Origin of the sequence: Psychrobacter sp. P11G5 (genome assembly GCF_001593305.1) — a bacterium.
Taxonomy (GTDB): domain Bacteria; phylum Pseudomonadota; class Gammaproteobacteria; order Pseudomonadales; family Moraxellaceae; genus Psychrobacter.
Genome location: NZ_CP012533.1, coordinates 78,958 through 101,274, shown reverse-complemented (window position 1 = coordinate 101,274; position 22,317 = coordinate 78,958). Strand labels below are relative to the sequence as shown.

Below are 22,317 nucleotides of genomic sequence, written 5' to 3'. Positions count from 1 at the left end.
ATTGATAGGCTTTTGTTTTTTAGTTTGCTATAGTATGGAAACTTTGTTTTCGATATAAACTGGTTACAGTATGACTTCTAAGAAACCTTCGCCTCTTCTGACCAAAACAGCAACAACTAAGCCAACGGGTATCCGTCTAAAAAGACTGATAACCATAGCTTTGTTGCTGCTACTTATCGTTATCGCTTATTTCGTTTGGCCACGCCCGCTTCCGAGCACCTCAACGCTTGTAAAAGAGATACCGACAGAACCTGAGCAATCTCAAGTTGATACGATACCAACGACTATGGATTCAACGAGTATTGATGATACTGATAGCGACCTTTCGATTAATGAAGGCGCTGAGACAACTGAGATACAAACACCTGACTCTGAGGCAATTTTAAATGCGTCATTACCGGAAACTGACAGTTTAGCCAAGGAAGAAGTCGATCGCTTAGAAGACGAGCGTCAACGACTAGTAGAACAAGAGAAACTAGCAGTTGAGCAAGTACAAATGAATAAAAAACTGACAGATATGAAAGCTGAACAAATAAAATTGCTTGAGCAGCAAATCGCACAGTTAGAAGCCGCACAAACTCCTCAATAAGCTATCATCTTAAAAACATTGAGTTGGATAACAGTATGTCAGTAGGCAACAGCCTTTATTCAACTATAGACTGAGTCTATATAACTTATAAAAGCATCTACTCATGGGGCATCTGTTATGACTACTCTGCAACTAACCCATGCCCCTATTCTCAATAGTAGCGCGCAGATACTTATCTTACCAGTTAATAATGCTGGGATATTTCTAGATCCTGTGCTGATGCGAACTAAAACTTTGTATCCTGACAATTATCAACGCTATTATCGCACTTGCCGTGATGGTAGCTTGGAAGCTGGTAGCTGCTTACTTCATAAACGGTTGCGTGAACATGCTGGTCTTGGGATCAGTAGTAATGGCAATCAGCCAAGTTATGTTGCTAACCTTGTCATATCCGACCACCCTTATCATCCAGCACGGTCGCGTTGGTTAACGGCTGCATTGACTGATTTATGCGAGCAGCTTATTCCGTTGATACGCTATCAAGGTGTCCGTAGGGCTGCTCTATTCACACGCCCGCTTGTCTTTGACAATCCTAAAAGCAATATAGCTAATACCTCAAGTTTGATTCCCTTAGATTGGCATACTGATACCCTACCTCTTCTCAACCAATATTTACAAGATCTACCAAAAGTTCGAGTTGATATTCATCTGCCCAAAAGTATCGCCATTTAGATCCGCCAAACCTTCTATCAAAATGTTTTTTCCTGTAGGCCTTAATAGGTATATTTATGTCGAGATATTGACTAAAAAATCACTCCAGCCTAATATCAAGTTATAAGAATTATCGAGCGTAGATATCTTTTACCTAGAACTCCAAACAGGATAATCAGTTATGTCAAACAACAATTCAAAAAACAGTAAGACTGGAAATGAAAAGAAATCTACTGACAATAAAGCAGTCACTGGCGTAGAAGTAGTCAAAGACGATACCGTAGTATTTGAAGACGGTAACTTTGAAGAATACAACGCTGAGCATGACTATCAAGAAGACAAAGCTCAAGAAAAGAAAGCCGATAGCTCTACTAAAAATGATAAATCAGACGATGATAAGTCAGATAAACAAGATAAGTCGGATAAGTCGGATAAGTCTAGTAAAAGTAAAGACACTGATAAAGACCATAAATCTAGTAAAGAAGATTCGTCTGAAAAGGATAGTGAATCCAAAGAAGACGATAAATCTAGTAAAGATGATACTGATACTGATACTGATACTGATACTGATACTGAAGATAGTAAATCTGATCAAAAAGATGAAGCCGATAAGAAGGATGAGTCTGAGCAAGACGACACATCTAATATGACGATGGCTGGTATATTTCAGTGGGCATCTAAGCTTAGAGAAGACTTTATGTCCGAAGCTACGGGCATTACTAATGGCGTCACCGAAAAAGCGGCTGCCATGACTCTTCAAAGATTAATAGCTGTGGTAGATATGGAACTGGCAGCCTTTGATAAAAGCGTAGAAGTCGCTAAAAAGCTCATAGCAAATGTAGAAGAAGAACGTGCTAAGATTGTGAGTAGAAAAGACAAGTACCAAGGTATGATTGATAAGTTAGATCAAGAGTAAGCACTTTATCTCGTTAGTTTATAGTGTCATCAATCCAATGTTAAACGTTTAAAGTAAGCGTTTGGCATTAGATTTTTGTTAGCTATAATTTAATTCTATCTTTACAGATGAGTATACTATACGTAGCAGTACTTTAACTTTGAATTTCTCCCTACCATAGTGTAGCTCTTGGAAAAAACGCCAGCGTACCGTGGACGCACGCATAATGGATTTGGTGCAGGGATTTCTTCAGTTTTTTATTACAGCAAAATCGTATTTTGAAAAGCCAAATATTAAGGAGATAGGGTGCAAATTTGCGCTCAAGCATTGTTTGTGAATGCAGGTTATTCGCAAGCTGAGAACGAGGTTAAGCACAACGTATGCAAAACTGTTGAAAATAGCAGACTGTGAAGCGGCAGGAGCTAGTTGGCTGTGTTATTCATGAGCACATGGCAGTAGATTTAGTTTACCAAGCATTGAATATAGCGATTAAGAACAAGAGATCTAGCAGAGATTTAATCGTTTACTCCAATAGAGGCCATCAATACTGTAGAAATATACGTGTCGTAATGCATTCAAGTGTGAGCCTGTAGCGACTTCAATTTAGATGTAAAAGCCTTGAGAAAAAATAGGAAAGGCTCGAATCCGATAATAACGTTATTTTATTTTCAGGCGATTTTCACGCTGTTTTCTTCTCTTTTAAAACTCTTTACTAACGGTTGGGCAGGGTTTTTCACTACTACTGCTCCTGCAGGCACATCTTTCGTTACCACTGCTCCCATACCTATAATTGCACCTTTGCCAATAATTAGAGGTTTGCCAGGTATACCCTGTTTTATTATAGCGCCTGTTCCAATGTATACGTGATCATGGATATGTATGTTGCCGTTGCAGCTAACCCTAGGAGCAAATGTAACGTAGTCTCCAATTACACAGTCATGTGAGATGTAGCTATACGTATTAGCGTGGAAAAACTTACCGATCTTAATATCAACTTTTAAGCAGACGTTGTTACACAGAATACTGCCTTCACCTAGCTCTATTGTCTCCTCGTCTAATTTAATGACTGTGGATGCTTCAACTGCTATTAAAGGGATATTATTTCTCCTAAGTTTATCTGCTAATATCTCTCGAACCTTACTGTCGGCAATAGCGATAGTCACGGATTTTTCAGCCGATAGATAATTTAAAAATTCACTAAAATTTAGTACTTCATGGCCGTTAAGGTTATCTGTTACTTTGGAATCATCAATAAAAACGAAGGAAGACTTATCTAAGTAAGGATATTGAGATTTGATTAATGGCATGACTTGTCTACCAAATCCACTTGCTCCATATACGCCTATAAGCTGTTTCATGTGTATTTTATCTCCAGTAATTTGCCAGATCTTACGGATATTTTATGACAGTATATCTAGGGTCTATTACACTTACATGAATATAAAAAAATTAGAAAAAAGAGTGGTTTTTTCTATCACAGACGTGATGGTAAATGAGTTTTGATAACTGGAAAAACCTGCTGACCTAGATGCTCTAGATGCTCTATATGCTCTATATGCTCTATATGCTCTATATGCTCTATATGCTCTATATGCTCTATATGCTCTAAAATAGACACAAATTTTATTAAATGATAAGTACTTTTAGTAGGTACTGTGAGTGTTTTTTGGATTTCAAATATCAACATTTGTGTTAGGCGAAGCTTGCGACACCCAACACTATAAATCCAAATGATTTTTCATTCATTATCCAAAAATAAGTACAAAAAAAACCGCCTCGACAAAAATCGAAGCGGTTTTTTAAAGCAAAAATTTAATATTACATTAAATAGACGGTAGCTTAGTTCTGCTCAATACCTTTCATAGTCAGCTTGATGCGACCACGGTTATCAACGTCTTGAACGAATACTTTAACAATCTGACCTTCTTTTAGATAGTCTGATACATTCTCTACGCGCTCTTCTGCGATTTGTGAGATATGTACTAGGCCATCAGTATTTGGCAAGACGTTGACGAATGCGCCAAAGTCAACGATACGAGCGACTGTACCTTCGTAAGTTTTACCCACTTCAACTTCAGCAGTCAATGCTTCGATTTTACCGATAGCAGCTTTAGTTGCGGCTTTGTTTTCACCAAAGATACGAATCGTGCCACCATCATCAATATCGATAACCGCGCCAGTCTCTTCGGTTAGCTGACGAATCATCGCACCGCCTTTACCGATTACGTCACGAATCTTATCAGGATTGATTTCAATAACTGCATAGTTAGGTGCGTGAGCGTTGATCTCAGTACGGCTCTCTGGCAATACTTTATTCATCGCGTCTAGGATATGAATACGACCTGCATGGGCTTGTTTTAACGCCTGCTCCATGATATCTGGAGTAATACCTTCGATTTTGATATCCATCTGTAAGGCTGTGATACCGTCTTTAGAACCAGCTACTTTAAAGTCCATATCGCCAAGATGATCTTCATCACCTAGGATGTCAGACAAGACTGCGAAGCGCTCGCCTTCTTTAACCAGACCCATCGCAATACCAGCAACTGGCGCTTTGATTGGTACGCCTGCATCCATCAATGCCAAGCTTGCACCGCAAACAGAGGCCATAGAAGATGAACCATTTGACTCAGTGATTTCCGATACTACGCGGATAACATACGGGAAGCGTTCGCTGTCTGGTAGCATCGCTTGTACACCGCGACGTGCTAGACGACCATGACCAATTTCACGACGTTTAGGAATCCCTTCACGACCAGTCTCACCTACTGAGAAATGCGGAAAGTTGTAATGCAGCATGAAATGATCACGGATAGTACCCGCTAATGAGTCAATCATATTGACGTCACGGCTGTTACCAAGCGTTGTCGTTACTAATGCTTGAGTTTCACCGCGAGTAAATAGTGCTGAACCATGAGTAAATGGTAACACGCCTACTTGTACGTCAAGAGCACGAACGGTCTCAAGATCACGACCATCAATACGCGGCTTGCCTGACAAGATATTGTCACGAACAGTACGATATTTAAGGTCGTTATAGATTTCCTTTAGCTCAGATACCGTATCAGCATAATTTTCTGACTCAGCATCACCAGCAAGCGCATCGATAATTGATTGCTTAATCTCATCAAGCTTAGTGTAACGCTCTTGCTTATCAGTAATGGTATAAGCATCAGCAACTTGCTCGCCGAACTGCTCTTTCATGCTGCTTTCAAGCGCTTGATCACGTTTAAGGGCAGCATATTGCTGTTTAGCAGTACCAACTTCTTCTGCCATTGAAGCAATGTTATCAATAACAATTTGCTGTTGCTGATGACCGTATAGTACCGCGCCTAGCATCTGATCTTCTGAAAGCTCTGCCGCTTCAGATTCAACCATCAATACGGCAGACTTTGTACCAGCTACAACTAAATCAAGGTCACTTTCTTTAAGTTGTTCAAGCGTTGGGTTTAGTACGTATTCACCATTGATAAAGCCAACACGTGCGGCAGCAACAGGGCCATTGAATGGCGCGTCAGAGATAGCCAGTGCTGCTGAGGCACCGATTAGTGCTGCGATATCTGCAGACTGAGTCTTATCTGATGAAACAACAGTAGCAGTGATTTGAATTTCGTTAACATAGCCTTCAGGGAATAGCGGACGAATCGGACGGTCAATTAGACGCGACGTTAATGTTTCAAACTCACTGGCGCGGCCTTCACGTTTGCCATATGCACCTGGGATTTTACCCGCAGCATACATTTTTTCTTGATAGTTTACAGTCAATGGAAAGAAGTTTTGGCCTTCTTTGGCATCAGATTTTACTACTGCTGCCACCAACACTGAAACGCCGCCCATATGGACCATAATAGAATTAGCTTGGCGAGCAACACGGCCAGTTTCAAGGACGACTTTTTGGTCGCCATATTGGAATTCACGTTTAATAGTATTAAACATTGTCGGATTTGTCATATATTTTTCCTAATGTTGAATGACGAAAACGATATTAATTGCTTGAGCAATCTAACATCGGTCGTTAAGAGTTCTATTGTGTAATTACAGATACTGATAAATATTATTTGCAAACCTTGCTATTGGTCATACATTTATCAAGAGTACTGCTGCATCTTTTTAATTATTCAAATTTGGTTTCTATAGCCGCTTATCTTTACGAGTTGTAATAAAGTCTTGCACCAATTTTGTGCTCGTCAATTTATACAAGGTACCTGATATAACCTAACTCTAGTCATAGGGCAGCTACAGAATAAATGCTATAAGTTTTGATATAGCTATGGAAATGCACAGTGCACTATTTTACAGTGATTTATAGGCATTGACCAATTAAATACAAAACTGAGTGTTTTTCTGGTTAAAAGTTAGGCTAACTAGCATTTATACCGTCCAGCCTTTATTCAATACCCATAAAAAAACGGCGTGAAGCTATTCCACACCGTTTTTGTTTTACCTATATATTATATTGATAACAGCAAGTCATTTTTCTCAAGACTTCTAAAGTAGTTCTCAAAGTTATATTGCAAATTGGCAATATCTTCTCACTTGGCTACTATCTATACAATAGTCGTTGAATTAACGACGTAAACCTAACTGTTTGATAACTGTGGTATAGCGACCAAGATCTTTGCCTTTTAAGTAATCAAGCAATTTACGACGCGTATTAACCATACGGATAAGACCGCGACGGCTATGATGATCACCTTTGTGCTCTTTAAAATGGTTCTGTAAATCATTGATACGAGCACTTAACAAAGCTACTTGAACTTCTGGTGAGCCAGTGTCGTTTTCGCCACGTTGGTATTGAGCAATGATTTGTTCACGATCGGTATTAGTTAGCATAAATATCTCCGGCAATGCTAAAAGTTCCAAGATATACTCAGGTTTAAGTATTCTTAAGAACAATAGAATAGTAAATAAAGTAGCTTATACGTCATTCAGGACAACCCTGCATTACTAGAGTTGACCTAGTGTACGATAAGCTCAGTCTGTTGTAACGATTACTTAAAAATTAGGTCAAATTAATGCAAAATAATACTTAATTCAATCACCTGCATATAGCAGTAAATTAAGCATATTGCCTTATTTAAGGCCTAATTTAAATGTGACAGTAATTATAACAAAAAACTGCTGAACTAACAGCAACTTTCCGTGTTAGTTTCAACAGTTTTAGGTAAACAATATTAGATTAATACTGCATAGATAAACGATTGATATAATAAAATTCATATAATAAATAAGGTACTTACTTATTTGTATTTTTCTTGATATCGTCTTCAGTAGCATTGCCACCAAGGGCATCGTCATCAAGTGGTACCGTTGTTGCTTCAGCTAAGCTGTCTGGAGTTACATCTTGATCAGGATTGATATCTTCTACTAGTTTTTCTATTTCTAATTCTTGCTTATCCATATCTTTTTTTGACTTATCCATAAAATCTCCTTTTATTCTCTCGGTAACAGCAGATATTAGCTAGTATCTAGCTAATATCCGTCTTAGAGATACTCTATGTAAATAATCTACTGAATGCTGCTCAATAAACTTTACTTATCTTTTTTAGCATTTTCTAAGTTGTCAGCAATACGATCTGCTGCGGCTTCAGAATCTTCTGTATGATTATTTTCAGTTTGACTCTTAAGTGCTGCAGTTGCTGACTCAGAACGTTCTTGCTCAAGTTTGGTGTCGTTTGGATTAGGGTTTGCCATAATATTTTCCTCGGTTAGTGTTGTTGTGGTTATAAGTAAGTTAAATGAAAGTTGCTATCTCATTATTCATAGAATGATGAAATTTATTAAGATAATGCTTTGTCGATAGCTTCAACGAAATTGTTGATATCATCTGGATTACGTGAAGTAATCAAATTACCATCTACTTGGACTGTTTTGTCTACAAAGGTCGCCCCAGCGTTTTCTAAATCGGTTTGTAGCGAATGATAAGCGGTAAGAGTTTTACCTTTAGCAATACCGGTATTAATAAGAACCCAAGGAGCATGACAAATAACTGCTAATGGTTTGTCTGCATCATTAACCGCGTTGATTATATCGTGTGCTTCTTTGTTGCCACGTATGGTATCTGCATTCACAGTACCACCTGGTAAGACTAAAGCATGATAACCAGCAACTTTGGCATCTTTTGCGAAAATGTCAGCGGTAAAAGTATCGCCTTTATTTACATCCTCATTCATCCCTTGAACTTCTTTCTCTTTGTTAGTAGTAATAAGGACTGTCTTATAACCTTTTTCTTTTAATTGGTTATTTACGTCTTCGTACTCTGCTTGTTCAAAATTATTATGTAGTAAGAAAGCAATCGTTTTCATAATCTACCTTATATGTTCGAAATGTAATTTTCTAAAGTTTTTATTTATTATTAGTTTTTATTAACTTATTATTCGTATGATTCACTATTAAGTATTAGTACTTATGATTCGGTGTTTTTGTTATTAATCTTTTTATTATTAAGTATTGTAATTAGATCTGTTTATTCTGCTTTTCCTAGCTGACTTAAACAGTGTATAAAAAAAACAGGCTTCACCATAGGTGAAGCCTGCAATAAAATGTGACGATATGTGATTAATGTAATGCGCTAGTAATTAGTAAGAGGGATTGGTGAACAACAGTATAATAGGTTACTTATAATAAAAATATCTTATAAATGAACAATCTTTTTAGGTTGTAGTCGACCGTTCAGACTTACGGCACCTAACCCAATAAACTGTCCTTGTTCGTCAACAAGACGTACATCTACAGGTATTTCGTGCATCAGTACTGATTCTTCAGCACTTTGATTCACGGTATTGTCAGTATGATTATCTTTTAGGACATTATCATCTTTATCATCAGCTAGCTTGCTACTAGCTAAGTTTTGTTCGACGGCCTCAGTAATATAATCATTCAATGTACCTACCAGTTGGTCAAATACGTTGAGTCGCTGACCTAACCTCACACGTTCGCACTGTTCAGTTGTTAGTATTAATTCAGGCTCAATATTTACACAGGCATCTACATATAACAGTTGTGACAATCTTTGAGGTAATTCGAGCTCTTCTAACTGTGACAAGGTCATTGCATTATCGATCAAAAAATCGCCTACTTGTAAGCGACGTAATGCGGTTAAATGACCTAACGTACCTAATGCTTTAGCGATATCTTCGCCTAGAACACGTACATAAGTGCCTTTAGAACATGTAACCGTTAGTTGAACCTGCTGTTCATCTAACCTCAATAAATCAATAGCCTTAATGACTATATCTCTAGGCGCACGCTCGATTTCTATACCAGCACGCGCATACTCATAAAGCTTCTTACCATCTTTCTTCAGAGCAGAATACATTGGTGGAATTTGTTGCTGTGCACCCAAAAATTGCTGTCCAAGCTCTTTTAATAAAGTCTCACTAAATTTTGGTATAGCAGCTTGGGCAATTATTTGTCCATCTGCATCACCAGTATCTGTCTGGCTACCAAGCAAAATAGTCGCTTGATAAGACTTATCAGCATCCAATTGATAATGGCTAAATTTAGTTGCTTCGCCTAAACAAATAGGTAATAAACCAGTCGCCATCGGATCAAGTGTGCCTGTATGACCTGCTTTTTTGCTGTCATACACAGGTGACTTAAATAGATATTTCACCTTTGACACTACTTGCTGTGAGGTCATACCAGTGGGCTTATCAATTAAGATAACTCCTGATATTCTTATCTTATTAAGTTGCTTATCAGCTCTTTTGGACATAATAGAAAATTACTCGTCTGCTTCATTTTGCTCTGTTTTGGTGACGGCCTGATTGATTAGATCCATCATATAATTACCACGAGCAGTCACTTCATCATAGTGAAAGCGTAAGCGCGGTGTAGTGCGCGTTTTTAAACTATGACTAAGCTCAGTACGCAAAAAGCCAGCTGCTTTATTCAAAACTTGTATGCTTTGCTCGTGGTTAGTCTTGTTCATAGCATCATTTAGCTCAGGCTCCATGATGGTAACATAGACATCGGCATAACCTAGATCTGGACTTACCTTGACGCTAGAGATAGTCACAAAACCAGTAAGACGCGGATCATTGACCTCATCACGAATAAGTACTGCAATCTCGCGTTGAATTTGGTCTGCTAAGCGTTGTAAACGTTGGTTCATATTATTACCCTGTTTTTTAATAATAATTTAGTAATAGTGTTTAATAGCAGAAATATACGATAAAAAAGGCCTACCAGGTTGGACCTGTTAGGCCTAAGTACATCATTATCTCGATAATCTAAGCTTTGCTAGATAAAAGCACAATATGCTTAAATCGTACGTTCAAACTGTTGGATTTCGAAAACTTCGATCTTATCGCCAGCTTCAACATCATAGCCGCGAACCGCTAGACCACATTCCATTCCGGTACGCACTTCATTAACGTCTTCTTTATAACGACGTAATGATTGCAATTGTCCAGTAAAGATAACCTTATCATCACGTAATACGCGGATAGGCTTATTACGATAGATAGTCCCTTCAACGACCATACAACCGGCAGCTGCACCAAACTTACTAGAGCGGAACACTTCACGAACGTCAGCGATACCAAGGATTTTCTCACGATGTTCAGGAGCAAGTAGACCACTCATCGCCGCTTTTACATCATCAATCAAACCATAGATGACACTGTAATAGCGAATATCCATGTTGGCAGCGTCTGCTTTACGGCGTGCGGTTGCATCAGCACGGACGTTGAAACCTAATAGTACGGCTTCACTAGACTCTGCAAGAGTAACATCAGATTCAGAAATTGGACCAACACCTGAACTAATCACTCTGACTTTAACTTCGTCAGTTGATAATTCATTCAGTGCAGAAAGTAACGCTTCAAGCGAACCACGAACATCTGTTTTCAATACGATATTCAAGAATGACACATCGCCTTGTTCCATCTGATCGAACATGCTTTCTAAGCGCATGGCATTCTGACGTTCCAGTTGACGCTCACGCTCACGATTGGTTCTAAAATCAGCAACTTCACGTGCTTTTTTCTCATCTGTCACGACTAGGAATTCGCTACCAGCTGCTGGTGTCTCAGGTAATCCCAAGATTTCAACAGGAATAGAAGGACCAGCTGACTGAACGCGTTGACCATGCTCATCAGTCATTGCACGAACTTTACCATAGTACTCACCAGCTAGAACTAAGTCACCTTGTTTAAGCATACCTTTCTTAACTAGGACACTTACAACAGGGCCACGACCCTTATCAAGTCTTGACTCAATTACCACACCTTGTGCAGCACCGTCTAATGGGGCTTCTAACTCCATTAATTCAGCTTGTAAACTGATATATTCTAAAAGCTCGTCAATGCCTTCACCAGTTTTAGCTGAGATACGCGCCATTGGCGTATCACCACCCCACTCTTCTGAGACTACTTCTTTTGCAGTTAATTCGTTTAATACACGATCAGGATCAGCGCCTGGCTTATCCATTTTATTAATAGCAACGATTAGAGGAGTACCCGCTGCACGAGCATGATCAATCGCCTCTTCAGTTTGTGGCATCATGCCATCATCGGCTGCGACAACCAATACTACGATATCAGTCGCTTGAGCACCACGTGAACGCATCGCACTAAAGGCTGCGTGACCTGGAGTATCAAGGAAAGTAATAACACCGCGCTCAGTTTTTACATGATAAGCACCGATATGCTGGGTGATACCACCTGCCTCGCCCGTTGCAACTTTCGTTTCACGAATCTTATCAAGTAACGAAGTTTTACCATGATCAACGTGACCCATAATAGTAACGACTGGTGGACGCGTTTGTACGTTACTGCTGCGCTCATCAACCGCATGATGAAGATCGTCTTCAACTTTGGTATCACTGACTGGTACTGGGTTGTGACCCATTTCTTCAACAATTAAACTAGCGGTCGCTTGATCAATAGTATCTGTTTCACGAGCCATTTCGCCCATTTTCATCAGCAATTTAGTAACTTCACGAGCTTTAACAGCCATACGCTGGGCAAGATCTGCTACAGAAATCTGCTCACTAATCTCAACATCGTAGATAATTTTGTCGAGAGGTTTCTCGAATTTATGTTGTGCAGCTTGCGTTGATCTCAAACCGTTCTTACGGTTCTTAAACTCACGTTCATCTTGGTTTTTGCGACGACGGCCACGAGCGCCAGTGCTGCTTGCACCACGCTTGATTTCACGACGCTCTTTTTCAAACGACTCTTCTAATGCATCGCCTACCAGACCTTCAGCCAATGGCTCGTCCTTACGAACTTCGGCAGCAGGCTGATCCGTGTATTTACCAGCCATTTTGCGCATTTGCTCAAGTGTACGTTTTTGAGCCTCTTCAGCTTGTACGCGACGAGTTTCAGTCTCAATTTGACGTAGACGTTCTTCTTCTTTCTCACGTACTTCACGAACCTTGCGCTCAGCTGCGGTTTCAACTTTTGGCTTAGTAGCAGCAACTTTTTTCTTTTCTTTCTCTTTTTCTTTAGGCTTAACTTCAACGGTAGTTTTGCCGCCTTTCTTAACTACGACTGAAGAGGTAGAAATCTCTTCGTTTTTACCACTTGAGCTTTTGCTTGAACCAAGACTTGCACGCATAGCAGCTAGAGTTGCTGCTTGACGCTCTTCTGACTTTTTCTTAGTTGCAGAACGTTCTTCAGCTTCTTTAGCAGCACGCGCTTGCGATTCAATCATCGCTTGTTCACGCGCAGCTAATTCTTCCGCTATCTTTTCCGGATCCGGCTTATCAAATACTTTCTTTTTACGTACTTCAACATTGACGCTCTTGGATTTACCTGAAGAGCCAGTCACACGCGCGGTACTGGTCGTCTTAGATTTGAGGCTAATACGGCGCTTCTCTTGCTGACCATGACTTTGTTTTAAATACGTCACCAACTTCTCTTGCTCAAGTTCGGTGACTGAGTCATCCTCCCCGCGAGCAGGTAGCCCAGCATCCTGTAGTTGCTGTTGTACAGCACTAGCGGTTTTGCCTACCATTTCTGCCAGTTCTTTGACGGTCTTATCTGCCATTTATTATCACCTACTGTCTATTATTTGCTATATGTTCAATTCAGTTGTTGGCTACAAATGATTGCGTTTAGGCTGATGCTAGTGTTATTTATCATAACTAATTATTATATAAGCACACTAAATAATGATCTTTTATCAGCCCTTTATTATTAATAGCATACCACCAAAAGACAGCGATATGCAGTTAACGCCTATTCATTGAACCAAGATTCCCGAGCCTTCATGATGAGCTTTCCTGCTGTTTCAGCATCTAAGCCTTCAATATCTTCTAAATCAAAGATTGCTTGTTCAGCTAAATCATCAACGGTAATGATATCTTTTTGTGCCATTTTATAGGCCCAACTGACTGTCATACCCTCAAGATCTTGCAATTCTTGACTTGGCTCTTTCATGTTTTGTTGTTTAACTAATTCGTCTGCGATGACTACTTCTTTAGCACGCTCTTGAATCATATCAATCGCTTCGTCGTCTAGACCTTCGATATCATAGAAAGTTTCAACCGGCACATAAGCCACTTCTTCGATACTGGTAAAACCGATATCAACTAAAGCATGTGCTAAGTCTTGATCTACTTCTAAACGCTCATAGAATAATTCAATAAACGCTTTGCTTTCACTTTCTTGACGCTTCTGATACTCTTCTTCAAGCATCATATTCAGCTTATAGCCAGTTAACTCTGAGGCTAAACGTACGTTTTGACCTTGTGAGCCAATTGCCCGTGCGAGCTGATCATTAGTACTAAAAATAATGTCTGCTGTTTGAGTATCTTCATCTAAGATGATACTACTAACGTCCGCAGGCTCAAGCGCACTAATAATATATTGTGCTGGATCATCGGACCACACAACGACATCAATACGTTCACCATCAAGCTCTTGTTGTACTGCTTGGATACGTGTACCACGCATACCAATACAAGCACCGACCGGATCAATACGGTGATCGTTAGTCTTAACCGATATTTTAGCACGAGTACCCGGCAAGCGAGCAACATTACGAATCTCGATGATTTGCTCAGCAATCTCAGGCACTTCTTTTTGCATTAATGCTGAAAGCATTTCAGGATGCGTACGCGACAATAATAACTGTGCACCGCGATTTTCACGGTTCACATGATATAGGATTGCATTAATACGAGACTTAACACGTAGCTGCTCACGTGGCAACATATGATCACGTGACAAGTAACCTTCTGCATTATCGCCTAAATCGATGATATATCCATCTCGCGTCTGCTTTTTGACTTCGCCATACATCATCTCACCAATACGTGGCTCAAAAGCATCTGCTACTAGAGCACGCTCAGCTTCACGAATTTTTTGGATGATAACTTGCTTAGCTTGAGTAGCTGCAATACGACCAAATTCGATCGATTCAATCTGCTCTTCTTTTACATCACCAATTGACCATTCTTCTTGGTCAAGGTCAGTGATAGCAAGCTGACAAGCTGGCATCTCATGATCTTCATCTGCAACTACTGTCCAGTAACGATAAGTATCATAATCACCAGTCGTACGGTCAATAGCTACTCGTACTGCCACTTCAGGCTGTTCGGTATATACTTTTTTCTTAGTCGATACTACTAAAGCGTCTTCTATAGCTTCAAATATATCTTCAGGATTTAGGCCTTTCTCATTACTGACGGTTTCAACTACCGTTAAGATTTCTCGACTCATGCTATACCAGTCCTATACTTACTTAAATTTTATAATTTGTGTATTGACGTTATGTTGCTAAAGTAAACCATACGTTATTTATGCTTTAAACGATTTATGACTATCACGCTTATTTATTAATAACCGTATTAGAAACCTGCAGCAACATTAAGCATCTTCAAAAATTAGGTTAGCTTTATCAATATTGCTAAAAGCAATCTCAAACTGCTCATTATCAGTAGCCGTAAGATTTAATGAATCAGTACCCATACTATCTAGTACGCCTGTTACCTTTCGACGTTTTTTATCGCCTTGTCCTATCGCTTGTATCAAGCGCAGGCTAACCGTTTGACCGATATAATCACGCATTTGCTCTTCTGAGAAGAATGCACGATCAAATCCAGGCGATGACACCTCTAAAATATACTCACCAGCAATAGGATCATGTACTTCAAGAATACCACTCACTTGATGATTGACTGCTGCACAGTTTTCGATAGTCACTTGCTTATCTTGCGCTTGTTCTTCAGGTAATGACTCAATATAAATGCGCAGTAAAGAGCGACGCCCTTGTGGGACAAATTCTACGCCCCACAAAGCCACATCACATGCCGCTACCGCAGGAGCGATAATATTGGTCAGTTCTTCAACTTTGGTAGAAAGTTTCATAATTTATTTATATTTTCCTGTTTGCTTGTACACAGTGCTTAGAGAACCTTATTATATATATTATGAGGAACACTTAGAAATAGCACTATAACCGTCGTATATTTTACTATCTAAACAATATGGCTATATTATAAGTAAATCCAAATATCCTACCGTATTCGTTTTATTTTTACGAAATGATATGAATAATGGACATCAAATTAAGACTATGAATTCTAATAGAACTCATAAAGCAAAATCGTCACTGAGAGAGTATGAAATAAAAGGCATTGTCGCTTACGAATCACCGCGCAATTGACTGATATTACCTTACTCTATAGACATAGAGCTTAGCATAAGTAGAATAAATACCGCGATAACACTGACTCTCAGATACAAAAAAACCCACAAACATAATGGTGGGCTTATTGCAACTGACAATTTAGTGTACAAAAATCAGTATTGAAAGTGGTAGCGGGGGCTGGATTTGAACCAACGACCTTCGGGTTATGAGCCCGACGAGCTACCAGACTGCTCCACCCCGCATCAATTTAGAATGCACATTGTATGTTAGTTTCATAGGTCTGTCAATCTTTATTTAAAATAAACTTTAAACTAAAAATCTCATTTCTATAATAATCAACTTTACACTGTGCGACGTAAAAAAAGTTGGTGCGATTGGGGGGACTTGAACCCCCACAGCTTGCGCCACCACCCCCTCAAGATGGCGTGTCTACCAATTCCACCACAATCGCTTATAGCTACTTATAACTATAACTTCTTTTACTGCTCTATTTCTAATCAGCTTATTTTTAATGATTAACTCTATGCCATGAGGATGACAGTAACAAGTCAATCTAGCTTAATAAAAACAGACGAGCATTGTAGAACTAACGTAACCAAATAGCAAGGACTACTATAAAAAGCTTATCTACCGTACTCTATTACACTTCAAACAACGTGACTACATCTTAAAAAGGCTTCAAACAATTAGGCTAGATAATACAGCTAAACCTAAACAGCTAGAACTTAAACCATTGGAACCAAAGTCATTACTGAGGATTCTGCGTTAAAGGACGCGGAGTTTGTGGCGCTGAAACAGGCGCATCTAAACGAAACTGGTCTTCAGCCTGCTCGCGGGCATTAACAGCAAGGGTCATACTGGTTATGAAAAAAATCACAGTCAATACGGCAGTAGCACGGGTCAAAAAGTTTGCCGTGCCTGCTGCACCAAAAACAGTACCAGAAGAACCAGCACCAAAAGATGCTCCTGCGTCTGCCCCTTTGCCATGCTGTATCAAGATCAAGCCAATCATAGCAATCGCCACGATAATATGCAGGGCTAATATAAACGTAAACATGGTGGCCTCTTTTGCCGAGTAACAACGACTAATAACGAAAGTTGAATCTTTATACTTAGTCCTATAACCATAGAACTACAATGAGATTAAACTATAATAAGAATAAATAAGGCGCATTGTACACGATTGCAAGGGCACTGTTAAACCCACTTTTTATAACTAACAAGTGCTTGTTATATAGCACCTATCTGTAATAAAGAGATGCGACGTTTAAATATCACAGAGATTAATTAGTTTTAGCCTGACTAAAAGCATCAGCAATCGCTATAAAGCTTTCGGCCTTTAATGAGGCACCGCCAACCAATGCACCATCTATCATAGGGCTGGCTGCAAAACTATCGGCATTATCCGTATTGACGCTACCACCATATAGAACGGTAATCGCAGGCAATGCTCTATCAAAGCTAGCCACGGTTTCTTTAATGTGTTGATGAGTGGCTTCCACTTCAGTAACAGTCGGTATTTTACCCGTGCCGATAGCCCAAACAGGTTCGTAGGCAATAATCAAACGCTCAGCTAACACTTTAGTCAGCTCAGACTGATGCTCTGATGCATGCTCTGCACGCTGAATAAACAGATCTTTTATCACTGCTAGCTGATCATCAAGTACATTGAAAGTCTGCTTGCCATCATACTGAGCCTGAGTTTCGCCAATACAAAATACCACACCCAAATCTTGTTTAAGCGCATTACCAAGCTTATTTAATAGCGTTTCGTGAGACTCTTGATGGTATTGACGGCGTTCAGAGTGACCTAGTATCGTCCATGTCGCACCTGCATCAGCGACTTGCTGCGCTGAACAATCACCAGTATACGCACCACTACTATCGCTATGGGCACTAATGTCTTGAGCGGCAGTTAATATAGAAGTACCTTGCAAGCGTGCGCTCACATGGGCTAAATGAATACAACTGGGCGCTACCATTAGCTGGCAATAGGCTTTGTTACTAGCACCTTCATTTTTAGTTACCGCTAATAAAGTTTCTAACAACGTATTAACGTCACTGATCGTTGCCGGATTTTGTTTCCAGTTTCCAATTACCCAAGCCTGCATCACTCATCTACCTTTTGTCATTCATCATTGCCAGTACGGCTACTATACATGCGCCCAAGTATAGCAAATATTTATCAACTGCTGCTATAAGTGTCATCATCGTGCTATGTCATGTGAATTCTTCTATATATATTTATATCATCACAGAAAAGCCTTCAATATTAAAAATCTGCTTTTTGGTATCGCGAAATCCTTACATTTTTTCAATTCGTTCTACTTTATGTCTTTTTCACAAAAGTCTTATTAGGCCTCAAAGACATGTATACAAATTGTCATGTTTCTTGCATGTGTTCAATACCAGTATATTAAATTAAAACGTGCATTATGAATCATTATCTTTTATGCAGTTTTTTTCATTTATTGTTCCTCAATTGAAAAACAAATTAAATCTAAAAATAAAATTATACAGATTTGTCATATATGCAGTACTAAGGAGAGAAGTCAGTGTCTACTACAACCAGTACATTCGGTGGTTTAGCACAGCAGCTAACTAATGCAGGTATCGTTAGCGAAGCGCACATGAAAACAGCACAGACTGAGTCGCAACAACAGCAAATCAGTCTCGTTTCTTATTTAGTAGACCATAATATGGCCAATGCCTATCAACTTGCCCTGTTGATGTCGCAATCATTTGGCGATCCCTTTTTCGATCTGAGCGTGCTTAGTAACGATGTCATCCCAAAAGATTTAGTTGATGAAAAGATTGTCCGTAAATTTAATGCCCTGCCTATCTTTAAGCGCGGCCAGCGAGTATTTGTTGCTTTAAGTGATCCTACCCGTATCGATGCGATTGATGCGATTGCTTTTAATTCGCGTCTATCTGTTGAAACGGTGGTGGTCGAAGAAGACAAGCTCAAAAAACGTATTGATAGTGTCTATGCAGATACCATGCAGAGTTTTGGTAACTTCGCTGATGGCGACTTAAATGTGGGCTTTGAAGACACTGAAGAGGATGACAGCGAGACCACTCTTACCGACAGTATTGATGAGGCACCCGTTGTAAAGTTCGTTAATAAGATGCTAGTTGACGCTATTCGTATGGGCGCATCTGATTTGCATTTTGAGCCATATGAGAAGTCTTATCGCGTGCGCTTTCGAGTCGACGGGGTAATGGAAAAAATGGCAAACCCGCCTGTGCAATTAGCAGGGAAAATCGCAGCCCGTCTTAAAGTCATGTCACAAATGGATATCTCAGAGCGCCGTGTACCACAAGATGGACGTATTAAGCTTAAGTTATCTAAAAATAAAGCTATTGATTTTCGGGTGAACTCTTTGCCAACGCTATTCGGTGAAAAGGTCGTGCTACGTATTTTAGATCCCTCTGCGGCGATGCTTGGTATCGACGCTTTGGGTTATGAGCCTGATCAAAAAGAGATGTTTTTGGAAGCGCTTCACAAACCGCAGGGCATGTTATTAATTACTGGTCCTACAGGCTCTGGTAAAACGGTATCGTTATATACAGGTATCAACATTTTGAACACTGGAGCGACCAATATATCTACAGCAGAAGATCCTGTTGAGATTAATCTTGAGGGGATCAATCAGGTCAACGTCAACGCTAAAGTAGGTCTGACCTTTTCCAATGCTTTAAAATCGTTTTTGCGCCAAGATCCAGACATCGTCATGGTTGGTGAGATTCGTGATCTTGAGACCGCTGAGATTGCCATTAAGGCAGCACAGACCGGCCATATGGTACTGTCAACTCTCCATACTAACTCTGCTCCGGAAACTTTGACTCGACTACGTAACATGGGCGTAGCATCTTTTAATATTGCTACCTCAGTCAACTTAGTTATTGCTCAGCGGCTAGCACGACGTTTATGCAAAAATTGCAAAACTGTGCTTAATGTACCGAGGCAGAGCTTACTTGAGGTTGGCTTTACCGATGATGATCTCGACGATCCAAATAGCACCATCTACGAGCCAGTCGGTTGTAGCGAGTGCCGTGAAGGCTACAAAGGTCGTGTGGGTATTTATGAGGTTATGAAAGTCAGCCCAGATATTTCACGCATTATTATGGAAGACGGTAATGCGATCGATATCAAAGATGCTGCTGTCAAAAATGGCTTTCGTGATTTGCGACGCTCAGGCATTTTAAAAGTATTGCAAGGTGTAACCAGCATACAAGAAATGATGCGGGTGACTTCTGAATAATATCAAGTGAAAACCAGTAGCTGTAATAAGCTACTCGATGACCATTCAAAAAACACTTACCAAATAACGCTGATTAAAGCATACAGATTACGAAAAACTTGAGGGTAAAGATATGGCACAAGCTAAGACTGATATGCTACTAGACTTTGTCTATGACGGGGTCAATCGGCGTGGACAAAAAATCAAGGGTGAGACCACAGGTCGCAGTTTAGAGATTGCAAAAGCGACTTTGCGTAAACAAGGTATTACAGTTAAAACTATTAAGAAAAAACCCAAACCTTTATTTAAAATGAAGAAAGCCATTAAGCCTATTGATATCGCTATTTTTGCCCGTCAGTTGGCCACTATGATGAAAGCTGGGGTGCCCTTGACCCAATCATTTGAGATTGTCGCTGATTCGCTAGATAACCCAAGTATGAAAGACTTGGTATTGCAAATCAAAGCTGATATTGAAGCTGGTGGTACTTTTGCCTCTGCGCTACGTAGGCATCCACGCTATTTTGACGATTTGTTCTGTTCTCTTGTCGATTCTGGTGAGCAATCAGGTGCACTTGAAACTATGCTTGAACGTGTCGCTACCTATAAAGAAAAAAGCGAGCTACTCAAAGCCAAAATCAAAAAAGCTATGAAATATCCTATTGCGGTAATCGTCGTTGCCTTGATCGTCACAATCATATTGCTTATTAAAGTTGTTCCTGTATTCTCTGGTTTATTCGAATCTTTTGGCGCAGAATTACCTGCTTTTACCCAGATGGTTGTCGCCATGTCGGACTGGATGCAAACGTGGTGGTTTATTCTTATTATCGTAATTGGTGGTTCTATCGCTGGCTTTTCTGAAGCCAAGAAACGATCTAAGAAATTTCGTGACTTTCTCGACCGTGCTGCTCTAAAAGCGCCAATATTTGGCAATATTGCTTATCAAGCTGTTATCGCACGCTTCGCTCGCACACTATCAACGACCTTCGCCGCTGGTGTACCTCTAATTGATGCTTTAGACTCTACTGCTGGTGCCGCTAACAATGTGGTATTTTACAATGCCATTCAACAAATCAAGAATGATGTATCAACTGGTCAACAGTTACAGTTTTCAATGCGTACGACTAATCTGTTCCCAAGCTTAGCGATCCAAATGGTCGGTATTGGTGAGGAATCAGGTAGCTTGGAAGAGATGCTCGATAAGGTAGCCGTATATTATGAAAACGAAGTTGATAATGCAGTTGATGGCTTGACCAGCTTAATGGAGCCATTAATTATGGCAGTATTAGGTGTGTTAGTAGGTGGCTTGGTCATTGCCATGTACTTACCAATCTTCCAAATGGGCTCAGTAGTAGGGTAGCAAAGTAATGCAATTGATAGAATTATTACAAAGTAATATGACCTTGGCGCTAATAGTATTTGCGATATTAGGCCTTTGTGTAGGTAGTTTTTTGAATGTAGTGATTCATCGTATACCGCTAATGATGGTTTACAGCTGGCGACAAGAATGTAGCCAGTTTATGTCTCAGCAAATAGATATGCCGCATAAGCATACTAAAGCTCTGATGGACGTTACTGCAAAGGATACGCCTATCACTTTGAGTAGACCAGCGTCACGTTGCCCTCACTGCGCGCACAAAATTAAATGGTATGAAAATATACCGTTAATAAGCTGGCTAGTACTACGTGGACGCTGCTCTGCTTGTGACGCTGCAATCGGTGCACGTTATCCTATTGTGGAGCTTGTCACTGCACTATTATCAGCATTGGTTATCTACCAATTCGGTGTTACTGCTACTGGGTTGTCTGCTCTTGTACTGGTATGGACGCTTATTGCCTTAACAGGAATCGATTTTGATACTCAGCTATTACCTGATCGGCTGACTTTCCCATTAGCAGGGCTTGGTTTAGCGGTTAATTCTCAAAGCTGGTTTGTCTCCCCTACCCAATCGATTTGGGGATTATTGCTCGGGTTCTTATCATTATGGATAGTGGTCAAGGTGTTCTATCTTATAACCAAAAAACACGGTATGGGGCAAGGTGATTTCAAACTATTAGCCGTACTAGGTGCTTGGCTTGGACCGATGATGTTACCGTTAATCATCCTCCTGTCGTCTTTACTTGGCTCAATCGTCGGTATTATCTTGATGAAAAGACATGGTGAGAGCCAACCCTTCGCTTTTGGACCTTATATCGCTGTCGCTGGAATAGTTGCATTACTCTATGGCTCCGACATCGTTAATTGGTACTTGAATATGTACGTTTAATAGGCTTATCTCAATTTTTTGGCAAAATACTTAGTGATAACATGCTTATGATAGGATTACAATATAGTA

Annotated in this window: 19 protein-coding genes and 2 tRNA genes; 6 read left to right on the top strand and 15 right to left on the bottom strand. The window is 39.9% G+C overall.

Annotated elements, in window-relative coordinates:
- Positions 1-70: 70 nt before the first annotated feature.
- The 3 genes from AK825_RS00455 to AK825_RS00445 all read left to right on the top strand — a co-directional run bounded on the left by AK825_RS00455 (position 71) and on the right by AK825_RS00445 (position 2,156).
- Positions 71-589 (top strand): hypothetical protein, encoded by a 519-nt coding sequence (locus AK825_RS00455; protein ID WP_068033706.1) that lies wholly within the window; start codon positions 71-73, stop codon positions 587-589.
- 117 nt (positions 590-706) lie between these two features.
- Positions 707-1,261 (top strand): hypothetical protein, encoded by a 555-nt coding sequence (locus AK825_RS00450; RefSeq protein WP_068033705.1) that lies wholly within the window; start codon positions 707-709, stop codon positions 1,259-1,261.
- 160 nt (positions 1,262-1,421) lie between these two features.
- Positions 1,422-2,156: a hypothetical protein gene (locus tag AK825_RS00445; RefSeq protein WP_068033702.1), complete on the top strand. Its 735-nt coding sequence runs from the start codon at positions 1,422-1,424 to the stop codon at positions 2,154-2,156.
- A gap of 647 nt (positions 2,157-2,803) precedes the next feature.
- Here the strand turns inward: AK825_RS00445 and AK825_RS00440 are convergent.
- The 15 genes from AK825_RS00440 to tpiA all read right to left on the bottom strand — a co-directional run bounded on the left by AK825_RS00440 (position 2,804) and on the right by tpiA (position 17,851).
- Positions 2,804-3,493: a NeuD/PglB/VioB family sugar acetyltransferase gene (locus AK825_RS00440; RefSeq protein ID WP_068033700.1), complete on the bottom strand. Its 690-nt coding sequence runs from the start codon at positions 3,491-3,493 to the stop codon at positions 2,804-2,806.
- Between the two features lie 481 nt (positions 3,494-3,974).
- Positions 3,975-6,071 carry a polyribonucleotide nucleotidyltransferase gene (gene pnp, locus AK825_RS00430; protein WP_068038829.1) on the bottom strand — a complete coding sequence of 699 codons (2,097 nt, stop codon included), beginning with the start codon at positions 6,069-6,071 and terminating at the stop codon, positions 3,975-3,977.
- Between the two features lie 630 nt (positions 6,072-6,701).
- Positions 6,702-6,968 carry a 30S ribosomal protein S15 gene (gene rpsO / locus AK825_RS00425; RefSeq protein ID WP_068033696.1) on the bottom strand — a complete coding sequence of 89 codons (267 nt, stop codon included), beginning with the start codon at positions 6,966-6,968 and terminating at the stop codon, positions 6,702-6,704.
- Positions 6,969-7,371: 403 nt separating this feature from the next.
- Positions 7,372-7,557: a hypothetical protein gene (locus tag AK825_RS00420; RefSeq protein WP_068033694.1), complete on the bottom strand. Its 186-nt coding sequence runs from the start codon at positions 7,555-7,557 to the stop codon at positions 7,372-7,374.
- A 110-nt stretch (positions 7,558-7,667) separates the two neighbouring features.
- Positions 7,668-7,829, bottom strand: coding sequence for a hypothetical protein (locus AK825_RS14740; RefSeq protein WP_158510464.1), 162 nt, complete (start codon positions 7,827-7,829; stop codon positions 7,668-7,670).
- Between the two features lie 86 nt (positions 7,830-7,915).
- Complete coding sequence (locus tag AK825_RS00415) at positions 7,916-8,440, bottom strand: type 1 glutamine amidotransferase domain-containing protein (RefSeq protein ID WP_068033692.1); 525 nt, start codon at positions 8,438-8,440, stop codon at positions 7,916-7,918.
- A gap of 329 nt (positions 8,441-8,769) precedes the next feature.
- Complete coding sequence (gene truB, locus AK825_RS00410) at positions 8,770-9,852, bottom strand: tRNA pseudouridine(55) synthase TruB (RefSeq protein ID WP_068033690.1); 1,083 nt, start codon at positions 9,850-9,852, stop codon at positions 8,770-8,772.
- Positions 9,853-9,861: 9 nt separating this feature from the next.
- Positions 9,862-10,251: a ribosome-binding factor A gene (locus AK825_RS00405; protein ID WP_068033687.1), complete on the bottom strand. Its 390-nt coding sequence runs from the start codon at positions 10,249-10,251 to the stop codon at positions 9,862-9,864.
- A 149-nt stretch (positions 10,252-10,400) separates the two neighbouring features.
- Positions 10,401-13,133: a translation initiation factor IF-2 gene (gene infB, locus AK825_RS00400; RefSeq protein WP_068033686.1), complete on the bottom strand. Its 2,733-nt coding sequence runs from the start codon at positions 13,131-13,133 to the stop codon at positions 10,401-10,403.
- Positions 13,134-13,324: 191 nt separating this feature from the next.
- A complete protein-coding gene (gene nusA, locus AK825_RS00395; RefSeq protein WP_068033684.1) occupies positions 13,325-14,809 on the bottom strand; it encodes a transcription termination factor NusA in 1,485 nt (494 codons plus the stop codon).
- 147 nt (positions 14,810-14,956) lie between these two features.
- On the bottom strand, positions 14,957-15,457 hold the full coding sequence (gene rimP, locus AK825_RS00390) for a ribosome maturation factor RimP (RefSeq protein WP_068033682.1): 501 nt from the start codon (positions 15,455-15,457) through the stop codon (positions 14,957-14,959).
- A 448-nt stretch (positions 15,458-15,905) separates the two neighbouring features.
- Positions 15,906-15,982 (bottom strand) — tRNA-Met (locus tag AK825_RS00385).
- Between the two features lie 124 nt (positions 15,983-16,106).
- Positions 16,107-16,191 (bottom strand) — tRNA-Leu (locus AK825_RS00380).
- 297 nt (positions 16,192-16,488) lie between these two features.
- On the bottom strand, positions 16,489-16,797 hold the full coding sequence (secG, locus tag AK825_RS00375) for a preprotein translocase subunit SecG (protein ID WP_068033680.1): 309 nt from the start codon (positions 16,795-16,797) through the stop codon (positions 16,489-16,491).
- A 226-nt stretch (positions 16,798-17,023) separates the two neighbouring features.
- On the bottom strand, positions 17,024-17,851 hold the full coding sequence (gene tpiA / locus AK825_RS00370) for a triose-phosphate isomerase (protein WP_068033678.1): 828 nt from the start codon (positions 17,849-17,851) through the stop codon (positions 17,024-17,026).
- 444 nt (positions 17,852-18,295) lie between these two features.
- Here tpiA and pilB point away from each other — a divergent pair, with 444 nt between their 5' ends.
- From pilB to AK825_RS00355, 3 genes are all read left to right on the top strand, one after another.
- Positions 18,296-20,005, top strand: a complete 1,710-nt coding sequence (gene pilB, locus AK825_RS00365; RefSeq protein ID WP_068033676.1) for a type IV-A pilus assembly ATPase PilB — start codon at positions 18,296-18,298, stop codon at positions 20,003-20,005.
- Positions 20,006-20,117: 112 nt separating this feature from the next.
- A complete protein-coding gene (locus AK825_RS00360) occupies positions 20,118-21,341 on the top strand; it encodes a type II secretion system F family protein (RefSeq protein ID WP_068033674.1) in 1,224 nt (407 codons plus the stop codon).
- A gap of 7 nt (positions 21,342-21,348) precedes the next feature.
- The gene (locus tag AK825_RS00355; protein ID WP_068033673.1) at positions 21,349-22,248 is read left to right on the top strand and encodes an A24 family peptidase; all 900 of its coding nucleotides are present in this window, start codon (positions 21,349-21,351) and stop codon (positions 22,246-22,248) included.
- Positions 22,249-22,317 lie beyond the last annotated feature (69 nt).

Coding starts and splice junctions, on each gene's coding strand:
- secG (WP_068033680.1), bottom strand. CDS start 16,797: ATGTTTACGTTTATATTAGCCCTGCATATTATCGTGGCGATTGCTATG.
- AK825_RS00405 (WP_068033687.1), bottom strand. CDS start 10,251: ATGAACCAACGTTTACAACGCTTAGCAGACCAAATTCAACGCGAGATT.
- AK825_RS00455 (WP_068033706.1), top strand. CDS start 71: ATGACTTCTAAGAAACCTTCGCCTCTTCTGACCAAAACAGCAACAACT.
- infB (WP_068033686.1), bottom strand. CDS start 13,133: ATGGCAGATAAGACCGTCAAAGAACTGGCAGAAATGGTAGGCAAAACC.
- AK825_RS00440 (WP_068033700.1), bottom strand. CDS start 3,493: ATGAAACAGCTTATAGGCGTATATGGAGCAAGTGGATTTGGTAGACAA.
- truB (WP_068033690.1), bottom strand. CDS start 9,852: ATGTCCAAAAGAGCTGATAAGCAACTTAATAAGATAAGAATATCAGGA.
- tpiA (WP_068033678.1), bottom strand. CDS start 17,851: ATGCAGGCTTGGGTAATTGGAAACTGGAAACAAAATCCGGCAACGATC.
- pnp (WP_068038829.1), bottom strand. CDS start 6,071: ATGTTTAATACTATTAAACGTGAATTCCAATATGGCGACCAAAAAGTC.
- AK825_RS00360 (WP_068033674.1), top strand. CDS start 20,118: ATGGCACAAGCTAAGACTGATATGCTACTAGACTTTGTCTATGACGGG.
- AK825_RS00450 (WP_068033705.1), top strand. CDS start 707: ATGACTACTCTGCAACTAACCCATGCCCCTATTCTCAATAGTAGCGCG.
- AK825_RS00445 (WP_068033702.1), top strand. CDS start 1,422: ATGTCAAACAACAATTCAAAAAACAGTAAGACTGGAAATGAAAAGAAA.
- rpsO (WP_068033696.1), bottom strand. CDS start 6,968: ATGCTAACTAATACCGATCGTGAACAAATCATTGCTCAATACCAACGT.
- AK825_RS00420 (WP_068033694.1), bottom strand. CDS start 7,557: ATGGATAAGTCAAAAAAAGATATGGATAAGCAAGAATTAGAAATAGAA.
- rimP (WP_068033682.1), bottom strand. CDS start 15,457: ATGAAACTTTCTACCAAAGTTGAAGAACTGACCAATATTATCGCTCCT.
- AK825_RS00355 (WP_068033673.1), top strand. CDS start 21,349: ATGCAATTGATAGAATTATTACAAAGTAATATGACCTTGGCGCTAATA.
- AK825_RS14740 (WP_158510464.1), bottom strand. CDS start 7,829: ATGGCAAACCCTAATCCAAACGACACCAAACTTGAGCAAGAACGTTCT.
- AK825_RS00415 (WP_068033692.1), bottom strand. CDS start 8,440: ATGAAAACGATTGCTTTCTTACTACATAATAATTTTGAACAAGCAGAG.
- nusA (WP_068033684.1), bottom strand. CDS start 14,809: ATGAGTCGAGAAATCTTAACGGTAGTTGAAACCGTCAGTAATGAGAAA.